We start from the raw sequence: 20,814 nt of genomic DNA on the forward strand, positions 1-20,814 counted from the left end.
TTAGCTCACTCAAAATATCAAGATGTTTAAAAAGATAATGATTGCCAACAGGGGAGAAATCGCTCTCCGGGTTATTCGCACCTGTCGCGAGATGGGCATTAAAACCGTCGCAGTCTATTCAACAGCTGATAAAGACAGTTTACACGTAAAGTTCGCGGATGAAGCCGTTTGTATCGGGAAACCGGCAAGCAGCGATTCTTACCTGAATATTCCACATATAATGGCTGCTGCAGAAATAACAAATGCAGACGGCATACACCCCGGATACGGATTCCTTGCTGAAAATGCAAGGTTCGCGGAGATCTGCGGAGAACATAATATCAAATTTATCGGCCCCACGCCGGAACAGATCCGTTCCATGGGAGATAAGATGACCGCCAAAGAAACCATGATCAAAGCCGGCGTTCCGGTGGTGCCAGGTGGTGAAAGCCTGCTGGCGAGCCTGGAAGAAGCCAAATCACTGGCCAAAGATGTGGGCTACCCGATCATACTGAAGGCAACTGCCGGTGGTGGTGGAAAGGGCATGCGGGTGGTTTGGGAAGAAGATGAAATGGAACGCGCATATAATGCCGCAAAAACAGAGGCCGCTGCTTCTTTTAAAAACGATGGCATTTATATGGAAAAGTTCGTGGAAGAGCCACGACACATTGAAATACAGATCGCAGGTGACCGGTATGGCAAGATCTGCCACTTAAGTGAAAGGGATTGCTCTATCCAGCGTCGTCATCAGAAGCTTGTTGAAGAATCTCCTTCACCGTTTATGACTTCTGAATTGCGCCAGAGAATGGGTGACGCGGCCATCAAAGCAGCCTCGGCCATCGGTTATGAAAGTGTTGGTACCATCGAGTTCCTGGTCGATAAACACCGTAACTTTTACTTCATGGAAATGAACACAAGGATCCAGGTGGAGCACTGTGTGACCGAAGAAGTGACCAATTTTGACCTGATCAAGGAACAAATAAAGATCGCATCCGGGGAAGCAATCAGTGGTCTGAACTACGAACCACAGATGTACGCCATCGAGTGTCGTATTAACGCTGAGGATCCGTACAATGATTTCAGGCCAAGCCCGGGAAAAATTACCACCCTGCATCAACCGGGTGGACACGGTATCAGGATAGACTCACATGTTTATGCAGGCTATGTGATACCTCCTTATTACGATTCCATGATAGCTAAAATAATTGCGGTTGCGCGTACTCGTAATGAAGCTATTAATACGATGAGTCGTGCGCTGAGTGAGTATGTAATAGAAGGTGTGAAAACGACTATTCCTTTTCACCAGCAACTGATGAAAAACGAAGATTTCATTTCCGGCAATTTCAACACCAAATTCCTTGACACGTTCAAGATGGTTTAATAGATCAGTACTAACTGCAGATACAGGCGGCTATCCATTTGGATAGCCGTTCCTTTTTCAGGAGTTTTCTATTGTAAGAAGTTTTCTTTAGTCAGCAGTTTCTTTAGTCAGCAGCTTTCTTTCGTCAGAAGTTTTTTTTAATCAGAACTTTTCTTTTGTCAGAATTTTCTTTTGTCGGAAGTTTTCTTTCGTCAGAAGTACACTGAATCAAATGTTGCGAGTAGTTTTTTACCCTGGTACAGGGAAAGTCTTTCGCCTGTTACCCGGTAATTGTCGGCCTTTGTGATCGCATCGGTGAGAAAGTTTTCGGTTTCCATACGGTCACAGTACATCTTCGTCGTGATAGCGCTGATCCTGATCCCATTTTTACCCGATAACACATAACTCCCTCCAAGCCCGTTGCAACCGGCAAAGCCCTGTAACCGGTTACCATCATTCCTGAATTTTATATGCACCTCGCGCGAATTTTCAGGCGTTGTTACCGGGCGATCATTCGCCCTTGTTAGCTTCCAGTAGGTGTTTGTTAATGTAGCCGTAGGAGTATTGATTTTTGTGTTCCCTGAACCAGTGCAGGCAATAAATCCCAACGCAGACATCAAAACGAAAACGAATAAAATCCTGTTCATTATTGTTTTTTGGGTGCAGTTCTTTGTCCAGGCAAATGATTTGCCTTGCACGTTTAATATTTTCAGTCACGTTCCACGTCTGATACGGTTGAAATCTTTTTGTGTTTTCGTCTCGCCTTCATGTTTTCTTTCACCACTTCATTGTATTGTTTTTGTTGTTCCGGTGTAAGTGTTTCCATGATGAGCTTTTTGCGGTTGGCGATGAGTTGTTTTTGCAGTTCCCGACGCATGCCCGCATCTATGGCAGTATCATTTTTTAATGAATCCGCTTTTGCTTTTGTTTGTTGGTTGATGCGTTTAAGCTGACGTGCCTGTTCATCAGAAAGATCGAGTTTTTGTATGGGTCGATCGTGGTGCCTGTCCTTTTGAATACGAAGGGTGTCACGTTGCTGGGCAAATCCGGAAGAAGCAAAAGCACATGATAAAATCATTAACATTAATAAACGTCGCATAGCTGAAATTTAAGTTGACTTAAGATTTAACACGACCCCTCGGTTTTTGAATCATCGTACAATCTACTCAAAGTCTCTATTGAACCGGATCATACGATGATGGGATCACAAGTCAGACCCTGCAGCGGTGCCCGGGTTTAATAGCTATTTGTTAAATAATTTAAGAATTCAGGCGGGGGTGTTGATCAGGTATTGATCCTAACCCTGGAAAGCGGCGGCGAGCTCATCAACCTTTGATTCAACGCCATAAAAGCCGGCAAGTTTCCGTATGATCTTTTCGACTACTGCGTCTGGGCATGAAGCGCCGCTGGTAATAAGGATCTTCGCAGGGACCTGTTGCGGTAAAAACGAATGGCTAAGCAACTCCTGTTTATTATGATAGTCGTAATGCAGGATGTCACTGCCTGAGATCAAATTTTCCTCCGAGTTAATAAAATAAACGGGAAGCTTCTCTTCGCAAAGTTCTACCAGGTGGGTGGTATTTGAGGAGTTGTAACCACCAACTACGATCGCAAGATCAGCAGGCTGTTCTAACAGCCCCGTCACTGCGGTCTGGTTATCGTTTGTTGCATAACAAAGTGTATCCCTGGTATCTGCAAATCGTTCTGCAATATTTGTATCAGACAACTGAAAATGTTGTTGAATAACCTGTTTGAGGTAATCGGCTATAGCCTGTGTATCCGTTGCCAGCTGGGTGGTCTGGTTGATTACGCCTATCCGCTGCAGATCCCGGGACGCGTCGAAACCTTCACTGTAACGGCCCGCAAACTCCTGGTAAAATCCTAATACATCTGCCTCACCGGTAATATAACGGGCAAGGGCAACCGTTTCTGCCATATCTGTAACAACCACGGATGGGGCTGTAGCGGAAGCATGTGAAAATGTAGCCCGGGTTTCTTCGTGTTTGGGCTTGCCATGAATTACAAGGCTGTATCCTTTGGCCGCAATCTGGTCGCCCCTGTTCCAAACCTTTTCAACGAATGGGCAGGTGGTATTATATTTTTCAGTTGGTATGCCCAGTCCGTTCAGTTCTTTTTCGATCGCCAGTGTGGTCCCGAAGGCCGGGATGATCACGATATCATCGGGTGATAAACTGCTGAACGGCACAAGCTGCTTTCCATATGTATCCTGGAGAAATTCAACTCCCTGATTTTTCAGGTCCGCATTAACCTGTGGATTGTGAATCATTTCACTCAGCAGGTAAATTTTTTTTCCGGGATTTTCGGCGATGGTCCGGAAAGAAATATCAATAGCGTTTTCCACACCATAACAGAACCCAAAATGCCTGGCTACATAAATGTGCAGGGGGCCTAAATCAAGGAAAGTGGGAGAGAAGTCTTTCTTCATTTTATCGTTCTGCTTACGCCTGTTTTTGATGGCAGTGATAAGCGGACTCCGGTAAGCAGTGGGAACATTGAATGTTTTCATGACGATGTGGGCAAAGTTACGAAACCTGATCGAAAGCCTTTAACCGGTTAAGCACGATGCCACGATGGTCGGATTAGTTAACAATTAATATACAAAACTTCGGGGTTATGGCTCAATCCGGGCATCTATCATTAATTTTGCGCCAATCTCAATAATACTATGACAGACAGACAGTTTAAAGCCGTACCATGGAGCCTGGCCACAAATATCTACGAGGTCAATCTCCGGCAGTACACCACGGAAGGGACATTCGCTGCCTTTGCCACCCATTTGCCGAGGCTGAGGGATATGGGTGTGGAGATTTTGTGGTTTATGCCCGTGACGCCTATCAGCCGCGAAAAGAGGCTCGGAATACTTGGAAGTTATTACGCCTGCTCAGATTACACTGATACAAATCCCGAATTCGGAACCGTAGAAGATTTCAAAACCCTGGTTGCTGAAGCGCATAAGTTGGGTTTCAAAGTAATTATAGACTGGGTTGCCAATCACACCGGTTGGGATCATGTATGGACCAGGACAAATCCCGGCTTCTACAAAAGAAATAAGGAAGGCAGCTTTTATGACAGCCATGGCTGGGTGGACGTAATTGACCTTAACTATTATGACCACAAGCTTCGCCGGGAAATGGTCAAAGCCATGAAGTTTTGGGTAGATACCTGTAATATTGATGGGTTCCGGTGTGATATGGCTCACCTTGTTCCGCTTGATTTCTGGAGAAACGCGCGCCTTGAGCTCGATGCGCCAAAACCATTGTTTTGGCTGGCCGAATCCGATGATCCAAATTATTTCGAAGTTTTCGATGCAGGTTATGCCTGGAACTGGATGCACAGCACGGAAAAGTATTTCAAAGGGCAGATCCAGCTGGATGAGGTAATGGGGGTATTAGCTGATTATGAAAAGCGTTACCCCATTGGCTCCAGGCACTTATTTTTTACCAGCAATCACGACGAGAACAGCTGGAATGGTTCGGAGTATGAAAAATACGGGGAAGCCGCACTCCCCCTCGCGGTGTTTTGTTATACCTGGAGCGGCATCCCGATGGTCTACAGCGGCCAGGAAATGCCAAACCTGAGGCGACTCAAATTTTTCGAAAAAGATCATATCGAATGGTCAGGCACTTTCTCGCTGCATGATTTCTATAAGACCCTGAATAATTTCAGGAATGAACATCCCGTCTTCCGGCAATATCCTTCGCAGTCTCCTACGCGCATCGTCACTGCACAGGACCGCAAAGTGTTGTGTTACCGGTCGGGAGAACCGGACGATGAAGTTGTTGTATGTCTTAACTTCTCCAACGAACAGCTTCAGGTTGATGTCTCCGCCGGTGCGATGACTGGACTCTATAAAAGTGTCCTGGATAATCGTGTGCTGGACTTTGGTAATACTGCTGTGATCGATGCGAAACCCTGGGACGCCATTATTTTGAGAAAGGAACTAAAATAAGATAAGGGTTTTTGGGTTGCACAAATTCCAAAGACAAAAGCCCAAGCGAATAATCATCGCTAAGAAATATAAAGCCTAAGCGTGAATTGATTATCGTTAACAGATAAAAAGCCTAAGCGTGAATTGATTATCGTTAACAGATAAAAAGCCTAAGCGTGAATTGATCGTCGCTCAGGAAATAAAAAAAGCCTGAGCGAATAACCATCGCTCAGGCTTTTGTATTATATCTCTCTTAGGATTTGTTTATTTAACCTTGTCTAATGATGATCGTTTCTTATCTCATCAACATGGAAACTAAACGCTGTAAACCTATTGGGCTTTATACACCAGGTCAGCTTACAGGTTGATTACAACTGTATGAATTCCTTCGTAACCGGGATATACACCTTCCAGCTTAACGCTACCGGTTGCTCCGTCGATTACTTTGGAAAATTCAGCAACGCTTTTTACTTCTTTACCATTTGCCTTCAGGATCACATATCCTTCCTGAACACGAACCTTGCTCATGATACCACCTTTGATCTCGGCAATAACGACACCACCGTTAACTCCAAGCTCTTTCGCAGCTTCCTTGCTAAGATCCTTGAAGCTTGCTCCAAGTTTATCTATAGCCGAAGTTTTTACAACTTCAGTGGTGCCGGAAATATTTTTAAGCGTAACCGGTGTAGTTATTTCTTTTCCATCGCGCCTGTAAGTGATGTTGATCTTATCACCAGGACGATAAGTGGCGATCTGGCCAACCATGTCAGCAGCATTTAATACAGGCAATCCATTCACCTTTGTAATAACATCACCTTTTTTAATGCCTGCACCTATAGCCGCACCTGCATCCCTCACTCCAACAACATACACACCCTCGCCGCTTTCAATGCCATTTTTTTCCTTTTCTTCTTCAGAAATATTTTCCGGTGCATACTCGATACCCAGGTAAGCTCTCTGGACGGTACCGAATTTCATCAGGTCGGCAATAATCTTTTTAACAATATTAACCGGGATTGTAAACGAATAACCTGCATAGGATCCTGTTGGCGATGCAATCGCAGAGTTGATACCGATCAGCTTACCATCAGTAGTCACCAGTGGTCCTCCACTATTACCGGGGTTCACTGCAGCATCTGTCTGGATAAACGCTTCAACAGGAGCATCGCTCTGGCGACGGTTTATTTCAAGCGTACGACCCTTGGCGCTGATGATACCGGCGGTAACGGTGGTCTCCAACGTTAACGGATAGCCGATAGCAAGTACCCACTGGCCAACCTTTACCTCGTCGGAGTTGCCATAGACCAGGAACGGAAGGTTTTTAGCCTCGATCTTTATCACTGCAAGATCACTTGCAGGGTCAGCACCGATCACCTTGGCCTTAAATGTCTTTTTATTGCTCAGTGTTACATTGATCTCGTCCGCACCCGCCACAACGTGGTTGTTGGTAACGATGTATCCGTCTTCACTGATTATCGCACCGGAGCCTGAAGCTGCCTGTGGAAGCGACCGTGAGCGCTCACCGAAGAAATCGCCCATATCCATATCAAACAAATCAGCGAAAGGATTTTTCCTTGGCAGATTGTTCGATGCTGTACGATTGGTTTTAGTTTTAATATGCACGGTTGCGGGGATAGCAGCCGAAGATGCCGGCGTGAAATCCAGTGCAGAACCTGCATCAAAACCATCCATAAATTTTGCGTAGTTGGAAGGTACTTTACCAGAATCAGTTGACCCCTGGTATATGTACTGATCTTTCATCACGAAGTGCCTGTACCCCCACATCGTTCCGATAGTGGTTACTGCACTAAGAAAGACAACAGCTAAAACCTGTTTCATTTTCATATGCTCTCTGAATTTATATATTACCTGTTTTCAAATTGTGTGCCTATACGCACAGTAAATAAACGCAACAATTAAGTAACAAGCTGTACCGCCTGTTTTGTTTAACATATAATTTACTAAAGTCTTCGTACTTGGCTATACAATTTAAAACAAAACCGGGCAAACACCAATAAAACCTTGGATTTTCATGGCAGTGGGGGGAAGAATTTTTTGAAAGAAAATTGTTCGCGAAATCAGGAAATTTCTTTCGGGAGCATTAAAAAAGGAAATCCTTAACAAGATAGCTTTTGTCAAAATTTCAGAGCGACAGCAAAAATTGCAGGGTATCGGCTCCGTCTGCAAAATCTGTCAGTCCCGGTTTCTGAGAACTGCCAAACGAGTGTTGACCGCCTCCGACGATACATTGTACGGATTCATTGCCCAGCAGGCTTGCTTCCAGTACCCCGGGATCGAGGTAGGTATCGTAATTCAGCACGCTGACAGGGGAAAACAGGGAAGCGTTTTTACGAAGAATGATTGATCCGTTTGTCATGTAATGTTCCCGGTTGATCATCAGCATGGCGAGCTGGTAATCATAATTGTTTTTGTATTTGTGGATGTCGAAGAGGTAATTATACTTTTTAAAGGCCTCAAGCAGCGGCACAAAGTCATAATTCTCCGGCACATAAATGATGGTTACATTCCTGCATCCGAGGCCAAAATAGGTGTATACATCGTCCGCAAGTGCCTCAAGTTCTTCCACCGTTTCATTGCCGGAAAGTATGGCAGCGGAGGTCCGGTTTTTACGGATGATATGCGGGAACCTGGAAAAATAGTATTCAAAATAACGGGAGGAGTTATTGCTCCCCGTAGCGATGTACGCATCGCAACCTTTCAGCATCTCCCCGAACCGGATCTCTTCCTTAAGGGATGGTTCTTTGTCCCATAGCCATTCAACGAGATGCTGAAGGAGTACCTTATCCTTTGACGACATTTTAATGGTCTGGTGATGACCCGATAAAAAGGTACACAGGAAGTCATGAAATCCAACCAGCGGAATATTGCCTGCCATGATCATACCGACGTTGCGGATTTTATTCGGTGTGTCAGGGATCTTATAACTGGCCGCGAGTTTTACCAGCTTGTCACGATCCAGAAATTCTGTGACGATATTACTTGTACTCAGATCTACAAATTCAGGTATGAACCAGCCATTCTCACGGTAAGCTTTTTCTTTCGCAGCGAGCCATGAATCCGGGGCCGCTGAGATATATCCGCCCATCTCCACCAATAAATTTAACCGTTGTTGTAAATCCATCAAACCTTATATTTGTGTTGCAAAGTAACTGCAATCAATTCTAAAAATTTATAAAAAGCATGGCGATAAAAATTACAGACGAATGTATAAACTGCGGCGCCTGTGAGCCTGAATGTCCGAACAATGCGATCTATGAAGGCGGGGTAGAGTGGGCCATTTCAGACGGAACAAGTATCAAGGGAAAGTTTACGTTGCTCGATGGTGTTGTTGTGGATGCCGACCAGCGGCATGCACCTGTGAGCGTAGACACTTACTATATTACGCCTAACAAATGCACCGAGTGCCAGGGTTTCCATGAGGAACCACAATGTGCTGCCGTATGCCCGGTAGACTGTTGTGTTCCGGATGAAATGTATGTGGAAACCGTAGAGGAGCTTTTGCAAAAAAAAGAAAGGCTTCATATATAAAAATTCTTAACTTCAGGTTTCACAATAGTGAATGTAGTGTAAAAACTACTCCAGCTGACGGGTGATATTTCCCGTCGTAAAAAGGTGAAGGGAAAATGTTCCTTCACCTTTGTTATTTTTGTCAAATGACTAACACAAAGCCAAGCATTGCCTTCGTGACCGGAGGTTACTCAACTGAATCGGTGATCTCTTACAAAAGTGCGGTCACCATCGAAAAGAATCTTGACCTCGACAAATACAATGTTTACAAAATTGACGTTACTCCAAAGGGATGGTGGTACGAAACGCCTGATGGAACAAAGACAGCAGTGAATAAAGATGATTTTTCACTGGTAACAGATGGCAGGCACATACGTTTTGATGCGGTGTTGATTGGCATTCATGGAACACCAGGGGAGGATGGCCGTTTACAGGGTTACCTCGACCTGATGGGACTGCCATATACTTCCTGCGATGCAGCTACCTCGGCGCTTACCATGAATAAAAGATATACCGTAGCCGTTGCAGGATTTGCGGGTGTGAATGTGGCAAAATCGCTCCACCTGTTTAAGCATACACCGGTTACCCCTGAGGTGATCCTGGCACAACTGAAACTACCTGTTTTTGTAAAGCCAAACAGCGGCGGCTCAAGTATTGGGATGAGTAAAGTAAGTAAAGCTGAAGATCTCCCCGCGGCGCTGGAAAAAGCTTTCAGGGAAGATGAACAGATCCTTATTGAAGAATTCATAAGCGGGCGCGAATTTACCGTTGGGGTTTTCAAAACGACCAAAGAGATCATTGTCCTTCCGATTACTGAAGTAAAAACGCAGAAGGAATTTTTTGATTTCGAGGCCAAGTACGAAGGTAAAAGCGAAGAGATCACGCCGGCACAGATCCCTGAAGCGATGACCGAACAGATCCGGAGCACCGCTAAAAAAGTTTATGAAGTACTTAACTGTCGCGGAGTAGTGCGGATCGACTTTATTTATGACGAGCAAAAATCGGAACCGTTTATGTTGGAAATCAACACTGTACCGGGGCAAAGTGAAGCAAGTATCATACCTCAGCAGGTGAAGGTTTTAGGCTGGACACTCAAGGATTTTTACTCTGCCCTGATCGAAGATGCGTTGAGTCGGAAATCCTGATTATTTTCATGATCTTAATTACAAACAGATAAAATATTTTCAGCCTGTGTTTAAATTTATCAGCAGCAAGCCATTATGGGTTCACATTCTGATCAGTCTTGTGCTTGTTTTCCTGGTCCTGTTCCTTTTTCTCAACTATCTCGATGTGCTCACTAAACACGGGAAAATTCTTACTATCCCTTCTGTCAATGGCAAGGATCTGGCAGAAGCCACAAAGCTGCTTGAAGAACGGGGATTTGATGTAGAGATCCAGGATTCGGTTTTTGTTGACACTGCCAGGGCGAATTCGGTTGTCCGGCAGTTTCCTGATGCCGATGCAGTGGTTAAAGTGAACCGTACCGTTTATCTTACCATCAATCGTTCCGTACCACCGGTTATCGACATGCCGAATTTTATGAGTATGACCTTCCGCAGCGCAGAAGTGGCACTTAAACAATACGGACTGCAGCTGGAAGACACGATATACAGGCATGATTTCGCCAAAAATGCGGTGCTTGATCAATTATATAATGGCAATTCGATTAAGCCAGGTTCCAAGATCTCGATGGGAAGCAAGATTACCCTGGTTCTTGGCTCAGGTCTCGGACAGGATGAATTTGCAGTACCTGACCTTGTTGGATTGACGTATGAGCAGGCCAGGGCCTTACTCGAAGGAAACGGGCTCGCTATCGGAGCATCGATTTTTGATCGTGATGTAGTTGACTCGGCGAACTCATATGTTTATCTTCAACGCCCGGAAAAGATGACGGCTGATAACAGGGTTATCCGGATCAGGCAGGGACAGTCAATAGATGTTTTTCTTGGCGTTAAAAAACCTGAAAGGCCGGTTGATTCTTCCGGCGTAATGTATTAATATGATCCGCAGCCCTGGAACTTGTTATTTTAGTATATCAGATAAAAAATCAAATCATGGAAAATATCACAGTAGAAGAAGTCAGGAAAAGATTGGATGCGGGCGATAAGCTTCACCTGGTTGACGTGCGTGAACCTTCGGAAAATGCAGAATTTAATATTGGCGGTAAACTTATCCCGCTTGGAAAAATCCGGTCGATGGATGTGCCTGAACTGGATGACCTGAAGGATGAGGAAGTAATTTGTTATTGCAGAAGTGGGGCAAGGAGCGGGCAGGCTTGCATGATCCTGGAATCTATGGGATTCAAAAACACGAAAAACCTGGTTGGCGGAATGCTGGCATGGCAGGGAATGAATTAGGAGCGGGAAAGAATTTCCAACCCGCTCCTCTGAAGGCTACTCATGCAGCCTTAATATTTACCAGTGCCAATCGATCACAACCTGATATTTAAACTCATCATGAAGTTGGTCCCGGCCATCGGGTAGTAATAGTTTTCGGTGGTCAGGGAACCATCATAGTAATAACTGAAAGTATAGCCGTTTGATTCGTATTTGCGGTTGAAGATGTTATAGACCTGTGCGCTCAGATTTATCTCTTTTGCGAGCAAACGGCGAAGGCTGTAGGAAACGCGGACATCCTGCACGAAATAATCATCAATACTCCTTGACTTTGTTGAAGTGTTGTCAAGGAACTGACGACTCACATATTTGCTGAACAAATTCAGTTCAAGATTTCGCACCGGTAATAAGGTTACCCCCGCAAAACCTGTTATGGCGGGTGAAAAGGAGATATCAGTTTCTCCATGATTCACTACTTTCTGGCCGCCTGCATCATAGTCATCAATATATTCAGTGAAATTGTTGATCCTGTTCCTGCTCAGGGTAAGGTTCCCCGATATACTCAACCAGTTTGTGAAAGCGGCTTTTCCCTGGAGCTCAACACCCATCCTGTAACTATCCGGAATATTTGTTCTTGTTTGTACGCCTACATCGTTGATCTTACCGGTTTGTACAAGTTGATTTTTGTAGAGCATATAATAAAGGACCATTCCCCAGCTGTATTGTCCTTCTCTTTTTTCTATCCCCAATTCGAAATCGTGCATGCGTTCAGGATTTGGTTGCTGGGAGAGACTGGCTTCAAAATCATCGCGGTTGGGTTCTTTATTTCCCATTGCATAGGAAGCATAAACCTGGTAATTGTTTTTGGCATACGATAACCCAAGCTTTGGATTAACAAAGTCATAAATGTTCCTGACCAACAGATCGGGGTTGTTACGGAAGCCACCGATATTGTACAGGACCCTTCGATACTGGATGTCCCCGAAGAGCTGCAACCCCGGCATTACATTATACTGATACTTCGCATATACATTAACGTCAGTCTTATAGGCATCCAGGTCATACCATTTGTGCTGAACAGGAAAACCTGCTGCTGCCCAGGGTACTATGCCAAAATGATTACCATCGTAGCGGTTCCAGCCGCCGCCTGCGGTTAACTCGGATCGGCCGCTTTTATATTGTAAGGAGAGCACCTGTCCGTAATAACTGTTGTCCAGCCACAGCTGCCGCACAAGGTCGGTCTCGTAGCTTGTATCGCTGCCGTTGATAACCGCCGGCAGGCCATAATCTTCATAAGCTTCGCCGGCCCGGTAGTTTTCATAATAGCCTTTACCGTTGGATAGAAAAAAAGCAGTGTTGAAACTTAGCATCGGGTTAAACTGGTGATTAAAGAGTAACTGGTAATGGTCCTGCTGATAATTGTCTGTTTCGTTATCATAAGGAACACCGGGTTTCTCAGTGCCGGATGAATTATAGGTCCTGTTTGAATCGAGGTAACTTTCCGGTATCCCGTTCCATGCCTGGTAGGTTTTTTCTTTACCGGAAAAAACATTGAGCCTGAGGGATGATTTTTTGGACAGGTAGGCACCGGATATGTAAAAGGAACTGAGATCACTGCTTGCCCTGTCAACGAACCCATCACTGGTGATTTTCGAAAGCCTGGCATCAATCGTAAAATGATCAGCGATGATACCGCTGCCTGCTTTCACGGTATGTTTCCATGTGTTGAACGAACCCACACTATTATTGATCTCGGCATAAGGCGCCGTGTTGATCTCATTTGTACTGAAGTTCATGGTTGCGCCAAATGCACCGGCTCCGTTTGATGAAGTTCCAACCCCGCGTTGTATCTGCACGTTGTTGATGGATGAAGCGAAGTCAGGAAGGTTAACAAAAAACAGTCCCTGTGATTCGGCATCATTGTAAGGGATACCATTGATCGTCATATTGATCCGGGTCGCATCCGATCCGCGGATCCGGATCCCGGTATAGCCAACACCATTTCCTGCGTCCGAATTGGTAACGACAGACGGCGTCTGGTTGAGAATAAAGGGGATATCCTGCGCGAAATTCAGTTTTTCAATGTCTTTTTTAGACAAATTGGTCTTGGTGAATGGGGCCTTGTCACCTGCCCGGGTGGCCCTGACCTCGACAGGCTGCATCATGAGGTTGAATCTTTGCAAGGACACTACAAGGTCCTGCTCGTTACCGGTAATCTTTTGTTCAACACTGCGGTATCCCAGGCTACTGACCCGTAGCAAAGGGTTGTTCCGGCCAGTGTTCCTGAAATAAAAATAACCCGAATCGTTGGTGAGCGTGGTTGACACGTCTTCCAATTCTACTGTCGCCGCTGCTACTGCGGTGCCGGTGGCGGCATCTGTTACTCTCCCGCGTATTTGCTGGGAGGTCACAGTGTGGGAAATCATCAGGTAGCAAATCCCCAAAAACAATTTTTTCATCGTCCATTAAGTTTAAATGGTGTCCCGTACTACAGGATCCATTTGCAGGAGCGATCTGTATTACGGGACTAAAATTGATTTGAAGGAAATGCTGCGGAAAAGAAAAGTAGGTGTGAATACTAAAAAGCTACCTTCCCTGCGCAGGCATTACCCTGACCAGGTTCTACGGGTATTATCTCAGCCTTGCCGGTTTTAACCGCAAAGCACCCCGAGGAATCTGAGAAATGTTCGCCAAAGGCGGAACGGCGGCAAAGATAACAACAATTTTTTTTTCTCTTGTAACATTTAAGTGCTGATTTCCGTCACACACATATATATCGAAAATCAGGCTTTTTTGAAACATTTTGACCGTAGCCGCTACTTTATGAAGGTTCATTAAAATTAATTGCCACCTAATATTTTAAACATATGAAATCAATCAGTTTTTTGTTATTCGGATTTCTTTTGACGATCTCGGCCCATGCACAAACATCTATCAAGGACGCGAATGCTGAGGTGAGACCTGCAAAAGACTTCCATGCTATCAAAGTGTCAAGCGGCATAGAGCTTATGCTGGTACAGGGTAATGAGGAAGCGCTGGCGGTTAGTGCAGTCAGTGAAGAACATCGTAAAAACATAAGGACAGTGGTAGAAAACGGTGTTTTGAAGATCAGTTATGATAATAATGTCTGGAAAAAAAATGATGGGAACAAAAGACTGAAAGCCTATGTTTCGGCGATAAAGATTGATGACATCCATATCACTTCCGGTGCTTCGGTAAAAATCGATGGTAGCCTGAGTTCACCCGAGCTTGGAATTGATGCTTCAAGCGGAGCATCTTTCAAGGGTGAAGTAAAATCCAACCGCATCGTTGTTGATCAAAGCAGCGGATCAGTTGCAGATATCTCCGGAGTCGCCGGTATGTTGAAAGTAGAAGGCAGCAGTGGCAGCGTGTTCAATGGCTATAATCTGACGGCGGATAGTGCAGAAGCGGATATCAGCAGCGGTGGTCTTATACATCTTACTGTAAACAAAGAACTCTCGGCAGAAGCCAGCAGTGGTGGTTCAATCTCGTACAAAGGCACCGGGGTTATCAGGAACATAAAAACCGGCAGCGGTGGAAGTATTCAGAAAAAAAGCTGATAACGCCGCCCATCCGACCCTCTCAAAACTTTCTAACAGCAATAATTTATCATCATGAAAAAGATACTGTCCATATTAGCGCTTTCTCTGCTTGTTTTGTCCGCGCAGGCTCAACAGATAAATGATCCAAACGTTGAGGTCAGGCCATTAACCGGGTTCAATTCCATCAAAGTATCAAACGCCATTGACCTTTATTTATCCCAGGGAGATGAAGAAGCCGTTGCGGTGAGCGCTGACAAAGTTGCCTGGCGCAATCATATAAAGACGTCTGTGCAGGACGGTGTTTTAAGGATCTATTACGAAAATACCGGTGACGGATTTAAAATGGGAAACCGTAAGTTGAAAGCATATGTTTCGGTGAAGGATCTCGTGAACCTCGAAGCTTCCGGGGCTTCTGATGTGGTGATCGCGGGAAGAATGACTGGTGGAGATGTGCGTATTCAGATGAACGGGGCGAGTGATTTCAGGGGAAGCGTGGACTTCAAGTCGCTCGACCTGAAACTTAATGGTGCATCAGATGCCAACATCACCGGCAGAGTGGTTTCATTGAAAGTTGATGCCAATGGCGCAAGTGATCTTAAAGGCTATGAACTGGAGACCGATATTTGTACGGCTGAGGCCAGTGGTGCATCGGATATAAAGATTACTGTCAACAAAGAACTAAGTGCGCGTGCTTCCGGTGCAAGCGGGGTATATTATAAAGGTACGGGGGTGATCAGGGATATTAAATCCAGTGGTTCGAGCAGTATCTCCAAAAAAGGATAACAAGTTAAAGAAACCAGAAATGATTGGATTTTATCTTAAAAGATGCAATCATTTTTGGTTTCGATGATGAAACGGTATACATTTGCAACCCACATCGCGAAGTAGAGCAGCGGTAGCTCGTCGGGCTCATAACCCGAAGGTCGGAGGTTCGATCCCTCCCTTCGCAACAAAATCAAGGCTCTAAGGAGCCTTTTTTTATTTGTAGCATCCCGTTCTTGCCTTCTCCGCGTGTGGAAACCCGTTCATCGATTTAGTTTATCGGCACCGGCCTTTAAATTATCTTTACACCAATAATTCAGATTTTGAAGTCAGGTTTTGTAAACATTTTTGGTAAGCCTAATGCAGGCAAAAGCACTTTTCTCAATGCAATGATTGGTGAGAAGTTAGCCATTGTCTCGTCCAAGGTCCAGACAACCCGTCACCGGATCAAAGGCATACTTACCGGCAACGACTACCAGGTTATTATTTCTGATACCCCGGGTATCATTGAACCGAAATACAAACTGCATGAGAAGATGATGCATGCGGTGAGAAATGCACTCGAAGACGCTGACCTTGCTTTACTGATCGTAGATGTGAACGAAGATCCCGAAGAGGCGAATACGATATTTGAGGCGTTGAAACTAAAGGTACCGGCGATTGTGGTGCTCAATAAGATCGACAAAGCAAAACCTGAGAAGATCGAACAAACGGGAAAGTTCTTCAGTGAAAAAAAATACTGCAAAGAGATCATTGCCATTTCCGCGCTTGCCGGTGTTCAGCAGGCAGAACTGGTGAAGGTAATGCTCAAGTATCTGCCGGTAGGAGAACCGTTTTTTGAAGGAGATGAGATGACAGATCTTCCCACAAAGTTTTTTGTAGGAGAAATGGTTAGGGAGAAGATCTTCAACCTGTTCAAGGATGAGATTCCCTACCATACAACAGTGGCAGTAAAAGAATTTACGGAAAAATCGACGCTGATCAAAATTTCGGCAGATATCATTGTTCAACGGGATACCCAGAAAGGCATTCTACTTGGTGAAGGCGGAAAAATGATCAGGCAGCTGGGAACCGAAGCGCGGAAAGATATTGAGCAGTTCCTGGGGCAAAAGGTTTTCCTCGAACTTTTTGTGAAAGTAAAGCCGAAATGGCGGGACAATGATTTCATGCTAAAAGAATATGGATACCGATAATTAGTACGCCTGCGACAAAAGACAGGACCGTGTTAGGCGGACAATAGAATGGTGGGAGAGTAACGCAGGCAACATTTTAATACCGGTGAATCCAGTACAACTGAATTTCACCATATAACAATTACAGAATGGGTTTTACAGTAGCAGTGGTCGGAAGGCCGAACGTTGGGAAAAGTACTTTTTTTAACCGTTTGCTGGAGCAGCGCAAAGCAATCGTGGACAATTTCAGCGGGGTAACCCGGGATCGTCAGTATGGAGTTGCGGATTGGAACGGAAAAAATTTCAATATCATTGACACCGGCGGATTTGTGGCGCGGAGCGAAGATGTTTTCGAGAGAGAGATCCGCAAGCAGGTTCACATTGCCGTGGAAGAAGCGAATGCAATCCTGTTTATGGTTGATGCCTCTACCGGTATCACCGAAATGGATAGCTCCATGGCAGAAATTCTCAGAAAATCCTCTAAACCGGTATTATTGGTCGTCAACAAGGTGGATAATCACGAGCGCCTCATGGAAGCGTCGGAGTTTTATTCACTGGGTTTCGAGCATATCTATTTTCTTTCTTCGATGAGCGGAACAGGTACGGGTGAATTACTCGATGCCCTGGCCGACCTGATCACAGAAGAACAATCGTCAGATACGCTTGATCTGGATGCTTTACCAAAGTTTGCTATAATGGGTCAGCCTAATGTTGGCAAGTCTTCACTACTGAATGCACTCGTTGGCCAGGAGCGGACCATCGTAAGTGATATTGCAGGCACTACCCGGGACACGATCCACACACACTATAATCTTTTCCAGAAGGACTTCATCCTGATTGATACCGCGGGAATACGGCGTAAGTCAAAAGTGCATGAGGACCTGGAATTTTACTCGGTGATCCGTGCAGTAAAGGCAATGGACGAAGCGGATATCTGCCTGATGGTACTGGATGCCGAAAAGGGTATTGCGGCCCAGGATCTCAACATCTTCGGCCTGGCAGCCAAAAAAGGTAAGGGTGTGGTTGTGTTGGTGAATAAGTGGGATCTGATGGAAAAAGAGACAAATACGGCCCGCGATTATGAAGCGGAACTTAAAAAACGAATAGCGCCATTTACGGATGTGCCAATTTTGTTTGTCTCTGCGAAAGACAAGACCCGTATTTACAAAGCCATTGAACTTGCCCTGGAAGTCTATGAAAATAAGAAACGCAAGGTCCAGACTTCAAAATTAAACGACGTCATGCTAAAGGCCATTGAGGCCTATCATCCGCCGGTAGTGAGAGGTAACCCGGTGAAGATCAAATATGTAACCCAGCTTCCCACCAATGTTCCTTCGTTTGCATTTTTCTGCAATTTTCCCGATGATGTAAAGGAGTCGTATAAAAACTATCTCGAGAATCAGCTGAGAAAAAATTTCAATTTTACCGGTGTCCCGATCCGGTTATTTTTCCGGAAGAAATAAAAGGCAGGCTTGTTTAAAGGATTAAACAGTATTCGGCAGTTACAGGCACGGTTTTTGAAAAAATAGATTGGTCGAAATCATTATATGTGATCGGGCGACCAAAAACATCATTTAAATGCATCTCTTTTAACAAAATATTTGAATTAAAGCCTCTGGAACGCTTTTAGTAAAAATTTGTTGTTAGATTTGCGCAAACTTTAATCAAAATAATATTCAGATGAAAAAATTTCTCGCAATTATCGCTATTACATCAATTATGGCATCGTGCACCGACAGCGCAAACACTGACGAAACAACAACTGATACAAGTTCTACACTTCAGGCTGCGCCAGACACTACTACGATTACACCTGATACTTCAGCCCTGAGAGCTGATACTTCAGCTGTAAAGCCAGATAGCCCTGCAGTAAAGTAAGCAATATCATTTCCTGATATATAGACCCTCCCTTTATCCGGGAGGGTTTTTTTTGGCGTTTATTGAAGAATTTTACGGTGTTGAAGCGGTCTTTGCCCCCTTGAGTGGTTGGATCAATATGCTAGCTTGCTTCAAATGCTGGCGAATATGTGGCGAGGGAAATCGGGAGTTTATGTGAAGTTTTTTGTTAGTGCTTTGCACTCATTAATATTTATGCTTGCCTGGTGCCCCGGGTGGTCCGCAGAATTGCGATGGGACGGGGAGGCAAATGATGGGTTGTGGCAAAATCCCCTCAACTGGTCATCTAACTCGCTGCCGGGTCCTTCCGACGACCTGGTTTTCGATAACAGCTTAATCAATTCTGCTTACACCGTCAACCTTGGATCCGGTGCGGGCGCTATTGTAATCAGATCTCTTCGCATAACCCCATCGGGATCAAATATTATTACCCTCGTTATTGCTTCAACCAACCTGGAAAGTCCTGCATTAAGTTGTTCGGGTAGTGTATATGGATTGGTGCTGGATCCCGGTGCCGTATTCATCAATGAGTCGGGCGCATCTTCTGGTTCAACTATAGAAGTAACGGATTCCATCCGTATCAACAACGGGGGCAGGTATGTCCATCGTACTCCCAGGAGCCATGCCGAAACCGTCAGATCCCTGTCAAGGGCACCGGGGACCGAGCAAGGTGAATTTGAGTTCAGCATCCCGGTCGCCTCAAGCACCATTTCGCTCAGCGGCCAGGTTTTCGGAAAACTCCGGTTGAGCCCGGGACCCACTGGCCTGATAAATTATACCGGCACAGGTACTAACGGTCTTACGATACGATCCCATTGCCTGATCATGCCGGGTGTGAACCTCAGCCTCAACCTGGAAGGGAGATTGCTGATTGGAGGCGACCTCCTTCATAATGGCGGGATACTGAATCTTGCCTCCACGGCACGAAAGCTCATCATGGAACTGGGCGGAAATTTTCACCAGTCTGCTGCCGCAATAACCACCGAATCCGGAACATCACAGCCTGAAATAATATTGAAGGGAAATCAGCTGCAAGAGCTGGGTATTGCAGGAAATATAACGAACGAAGTTTCATTGGAAATCAATAATCTGGCAGGAGCGAGGCTGACACACGACTTATCGTTGCCATACAAGCTGATACTGAAAAACGGTATCCTTAGTACCAATGATCACCTGGTTATATTGCAATCCTCCTGTCAGCTCGATATTGATGGGGCATCGGATAATTGTTTTGTGAACGGCAAAATAAGCAAAAAAGGCCTGGTCAAGGCCTCATTTCAATTCCCCGTCGGGAAAAACGCCACCCGCAGATGGGTTAAACTCCATGAAGCTACCGGGGATTTTGTCGCTGAATATATGCGCTCCGATCCCAGGATGCTTAGCCCTGACCTTGGAGCCGGCATAGCTCATATTTCAGGACTTGAGCATTGGAGCATCTCCGGAGCCGGCCCTGGGGCGGCTGCCAGGGTGGAGCTTTCATTTGATCACGTAAACAGCGGAGGCGTGACAGATCTGAGTGACCTACGCGTGGCCTGGCTGGATGGTCAGTCCTGGCAGGACGGTGGAAACTCGGCCACAACAGGAACTGCCGGCTCTAACGGTTCCGTAAGTAGTAATATGCAAACATGGGCAGGCACGCAGCCCATATTCTATACACTCGCGAGCAATACAACAACTGAGAATGCGCTGCCAATTATATGGAAAAGTTTCAGCGTCGCTTTTTTCGGGCGAATGATAAGATTGGAATGGATCACAGACAGTGAATCAGTAGCCTATTACAAAGTCGAAAAATCCACGAATGGCTCGTCATTCATCACCCGCGATGTGGTTCGGGCCAGAAACGGTTCTAGGGTTAATCAATATACAGATGTGGTAGATGATTCCCACATGTCACCCCGAAACATCCCGCTTTTTTACCGGGTGGTTATGGTTAAACATGACAGTAGCCAGTCCATAAGCAAAATAATCAGGGTCGGGTCCGGGTGGGGGATTTGGAGAAATTCCCTGGATTCGCGAAATGCCAGGGCGTTTCTTTCCACATCCGTATTGAAAATAGATTTTCAAGTGCCTGTAAATGAACTCTACTTCCTCGTGATTGTCGATATTTCCGGGCGTTTAATCTACAAGGGAAAGATAGAAGTAAAACAAGGAAAATCATTGCTGCCGTTATATTTACCGGTGGCCAGCGGCACGACTCTTTTCGTTCACCTTCGGGATAATAATGGTAACACGGTTGTCATAAAAGTAATGAAGCAAAAATGACCTGTGG

The 20,814-nt window shown here is 45.2% G+C and carries 18 protein-coding genes, 1 tRNA gene and 1 riboswitch; of the genes, 13 read left to right on the top strand and 6 right to left on the bottom strand.

The window, feature by feature from the left end; all coding sequences use genetic code 11:
* Nucleotides 1-22: 22 nt before the first annotated feature.
* Nucleotides 23-1,360, top strand: a complete 1,338-nt coding sequence (gene accC / locus ACX0G7_RS13975; protein ID WP_458924107.1) for an acetyl-CoA carboxylase biotin carboxylase subunit — start codon at nt 23-25, stop codon at nt 1,358-1,360.
* 191 nt (nt 1,361-1,551) lie between these two features.
* Here the strand turns inward: accC and ACX0G7_RS13980 are convergent, their stop codons facing one another.
* From ACX0G7_RS13980 to ACX0G7_RS13990, 3 genes are all read right to left on the bottom strand, one after another.
* Nucleotides 1,552-1,986 (bottom strand): META domain-containing protein, encoded by a 435-nt coding sequence (locus ACX0G7_RS13980; RefSeq protein WP_458924108.1) that lies wholly within the window; start codon nt 1,984-1,986, stop codon nt 1,552-1,554.
* 62 nt (nt 1,987-2,048) lie between these two features.
* Nucleotides 2,049-2,438, bottom strand: a complete 390-nt coding sequence (locus ACX0G7_RS13985; RefSeq protein ID WP_458924109.1) for a hypothetical protein — start codon at nt 2,436-2,438, stop codon at nt 2,049-2,051.
* A 198-nt stretch (nt 2,439-2,636) separates the two neighbouring features.
* A complete protein-coding gene (locus ACX0G7_RS13990; RefSeq protein ID WP_458924154.1) occupies nt 2,637-3,896 on the bottom strand; it encodes a 4-hydroxy-3-methylbut-2-enyl diphosphate reductase in 1,260 nt (419 codons plus the stop codon).
* Nucleotides 3,897-4,025: 129 nt separating this feature from the next.
* Between ACX0G7_RS13990 and ACX0G7_RS13995 the strand changes: the two genes are divergently transcribed.
* Nucleotides 4,026-5,309, top strand: coding sequence for an alpha-amylase family glycosyl hydrolase (locus tag ACX0G7_RS13995; RefSeq protein ID WP_458924110.1), 1,284 nt, complete (start codon nt 4,026-4,028; stop codon nt 5,307-5,309).
* Between the two features lie 336 nt (nt 5,310-5,645).
* On the opposite strand, the gene ACX0G7_RS14000 is transcribed toward ACX0G7_RS13995, so the two are convergent.
* Both ACX0G7_RS14000 and ACX0G7_RS14005 read right to left on the bottom strand, forming a co-directional pair.
* A complete protein-coding gene (locus tag ACX0G7_RS14000; RefSeq protein ID WP_458924111.1) occupies nt 5,646-7,133 on the bottom strand; it encodes a trypsin-like peptidase domain-containing protein in 1,488 nt (495 codons plus the stop codon).
* A gap of 298 nt (nt 7,134-7,431) precedes the next feature.
* Nucleotides 7,432-8,430, bottom strand: a complete 999-nt coding sequence (locus ACX0G7_RS14005) for an acyl-CoA reductase (RefSeq protein WP_458924112.1) — start codon at nt 8,428-8,430, stop codon at nt 7,432-7,434.
* 59 nt (nt 8,431-8,489) lie between these two features.
* Between ACX0G7_RS14005 and ACX0G7_RS14010 the strand changes: the two genes are divergently transcribed.
* The 4 genes from ACX0G7_RS14010 (at nt 8,490) to ACX0G7_RS14025 (ending at nt 11,173) form a co-directional block, all read left to right on the top strand.
* On the top strand, nt 8,490-8,837 hold the full coding sequence (locus ACX0G7_RS14010) for a 4Fe-4S dicluster domain-containing protein (protein ID WP_458924113.1): 348 nt from the start codon (nt 8,490-8,492) through the stop codon (nt 8,835-8,837).
* Between the two features lie 125 nt (nt 8,838-8,962).
* A complete protein-coding gene (locus ACX0G7_RS14015; RefSeq protein WP_458924114.1) occupies nt 8,963-9,961 on the top strand; it encodes a D-alanine--D-alanine ligase in 999 nt (332 codons plus the stop codon).
* Between the two features lie 46 nt (nt 9,962-10,007).
* Complete coding sequence (locus ACX0G7_RS14020) at nt 10,008-10,814, top strand: PASTA domain-containing protein (protein WP_458924115.1); 807 nt, start codon at nt 10,008-10,010, stop codon at nt 10,812-10,814.
* A gap of 56 nt (nt 10,815-10,870) precedes the next feature.
* The gene (locus tag ACX0G7_RS14025) at nt 10,871-11,173 is read left to right on the top strand and encodes a rhodanese-like domain-containing protein (RefSeq protein ID WP_458924116.1); all 303 of its coding nucleotides are present in this window, start codon (nt 10,871-10,873) and stop codon (nt 11,171-11,173) included.
* A 74-nt stretch (nt 11,174-11,247) separates the two neighbouring features.
* Here ACX0G7_RS14025 and ACX0G7_RS14030 read toward each other — a convergent pair whose 3' ends face one another.
* The gene (locus ACX0G7_RS14030; protein ID WP_458924117.1) at nt 11,248-13,611 is read right to left on the bottom strand and encodes a TonB-dependent receptor; all 2,364 of its coding nucleotides are present in this window, start codon (nt 13,609-13,611) and stop codon (nt 11,248-11,250) included.
* Between the two features lie 116 nt (nt 13,612-13,727).
* Nucleotides 13,728-13,832: riboswitch (TPP riboswitch) on the bottom strand.
* Between the two features lie 187 nt (nt 13,833-14,019).
* On the opposite strand from ACX0G7_RS14030, the gene ACX0G7_RS14035 reads away from it, so the two are divergent.
* The 7 genes from ACX0G7_RS14035 to ACX0G7_RS14065 all read left to right on the top strand — a co-directional run bounded on the left by ACX0G7_RS14035 (nt 14,020) and on the right by ACX0G7_RS14065 (nt 20,807).
* Nucleotides 14,020-14,733 carry a head GIN domain-containing protein gene (locus ACX0G7_RS14035; RefSeq protein ID WP_458924118.1) on the top strand — a complete coding sequence of 238 codons (714 nt, stop codon included), beginning with the start codon at nt 14,020-14,022 and terminating at the stop codon, nt 14,731-14,733.
* A gap of 54 nt (nt 14,734-14,787) precedes the next feature.
* Nucleotides 14,788-15,498, top strand: coding sequence for a head GIN domain-containing protein (locus tag ACX0G7_RS14040; protein ID WP_458924119.1), 711 nt, complete (start codon nt 14,788-14,790; stop codon nt 15,496-15,498).
* Between the two features lie 95 nt (nt 15,499-15,593).
* Nucleotides 15,594-15,665, top strand: a tRNA-Met gene (locus ACX0G7_RS14045).
* 135 nt (nt 15,666-15,800) lie between these two features.
* Nucleotides 15,801-16,670: a GTPase Era gene (gene era / locus ACX0G7_RS14050; RefSeq protein WP_458924120.1), complete on the top strand. Its 870-nt coding sequence runs from the start codon at nt 15,801-15,803 to the stop codon at nt 16,668-16,670.
* Between the two features lie 128 nt (nt 16,671-16,798).
* Nucleotides 16,799-18,112, top strand: coding sequence for a ribosome biogenesis GTPase Der (gene der, locus ACX0G7_RS14055; RefSeq protein ID WP_458924121.1), 1,314 nt, complete (start codon nt 16,799-16,801; stop codon nt 18,110-18,112).
* 217 nt (nt 18,113-18,329) lie between these two features.
* Nucleotides 18,330-18,527 carry a hypothetical protein gene (locus ACX0G7_RS14060; RefSeq protein WP_458924122.1) on the top strand — a complete coding sequence of 66 codons (198 nt, stop codon included), beginning with the start codon at nt 18,330-18,332 and terminating at the stop codon, nt 18,525-18,527.
* 147 nt (nt 18,528-18,674) lie between these two features.
* Nucleotides 18,675-20,807 (top strand): hypothetical protein, encoded by a 2,133-nt coding sequence (locus ACX0G7_RS14065; RefSeq protein WP_458924123.1) that lies wholly within the window; start codon nt 18,675-18,677, stop codon nt 20,805-20,807.
* The last annotated feature ends 7 nt before the right edge of the window (nt 20,808-20,814 follow it).

It is taken from the genome of Flavitalea antarctica (assembly GCF_054461535.1).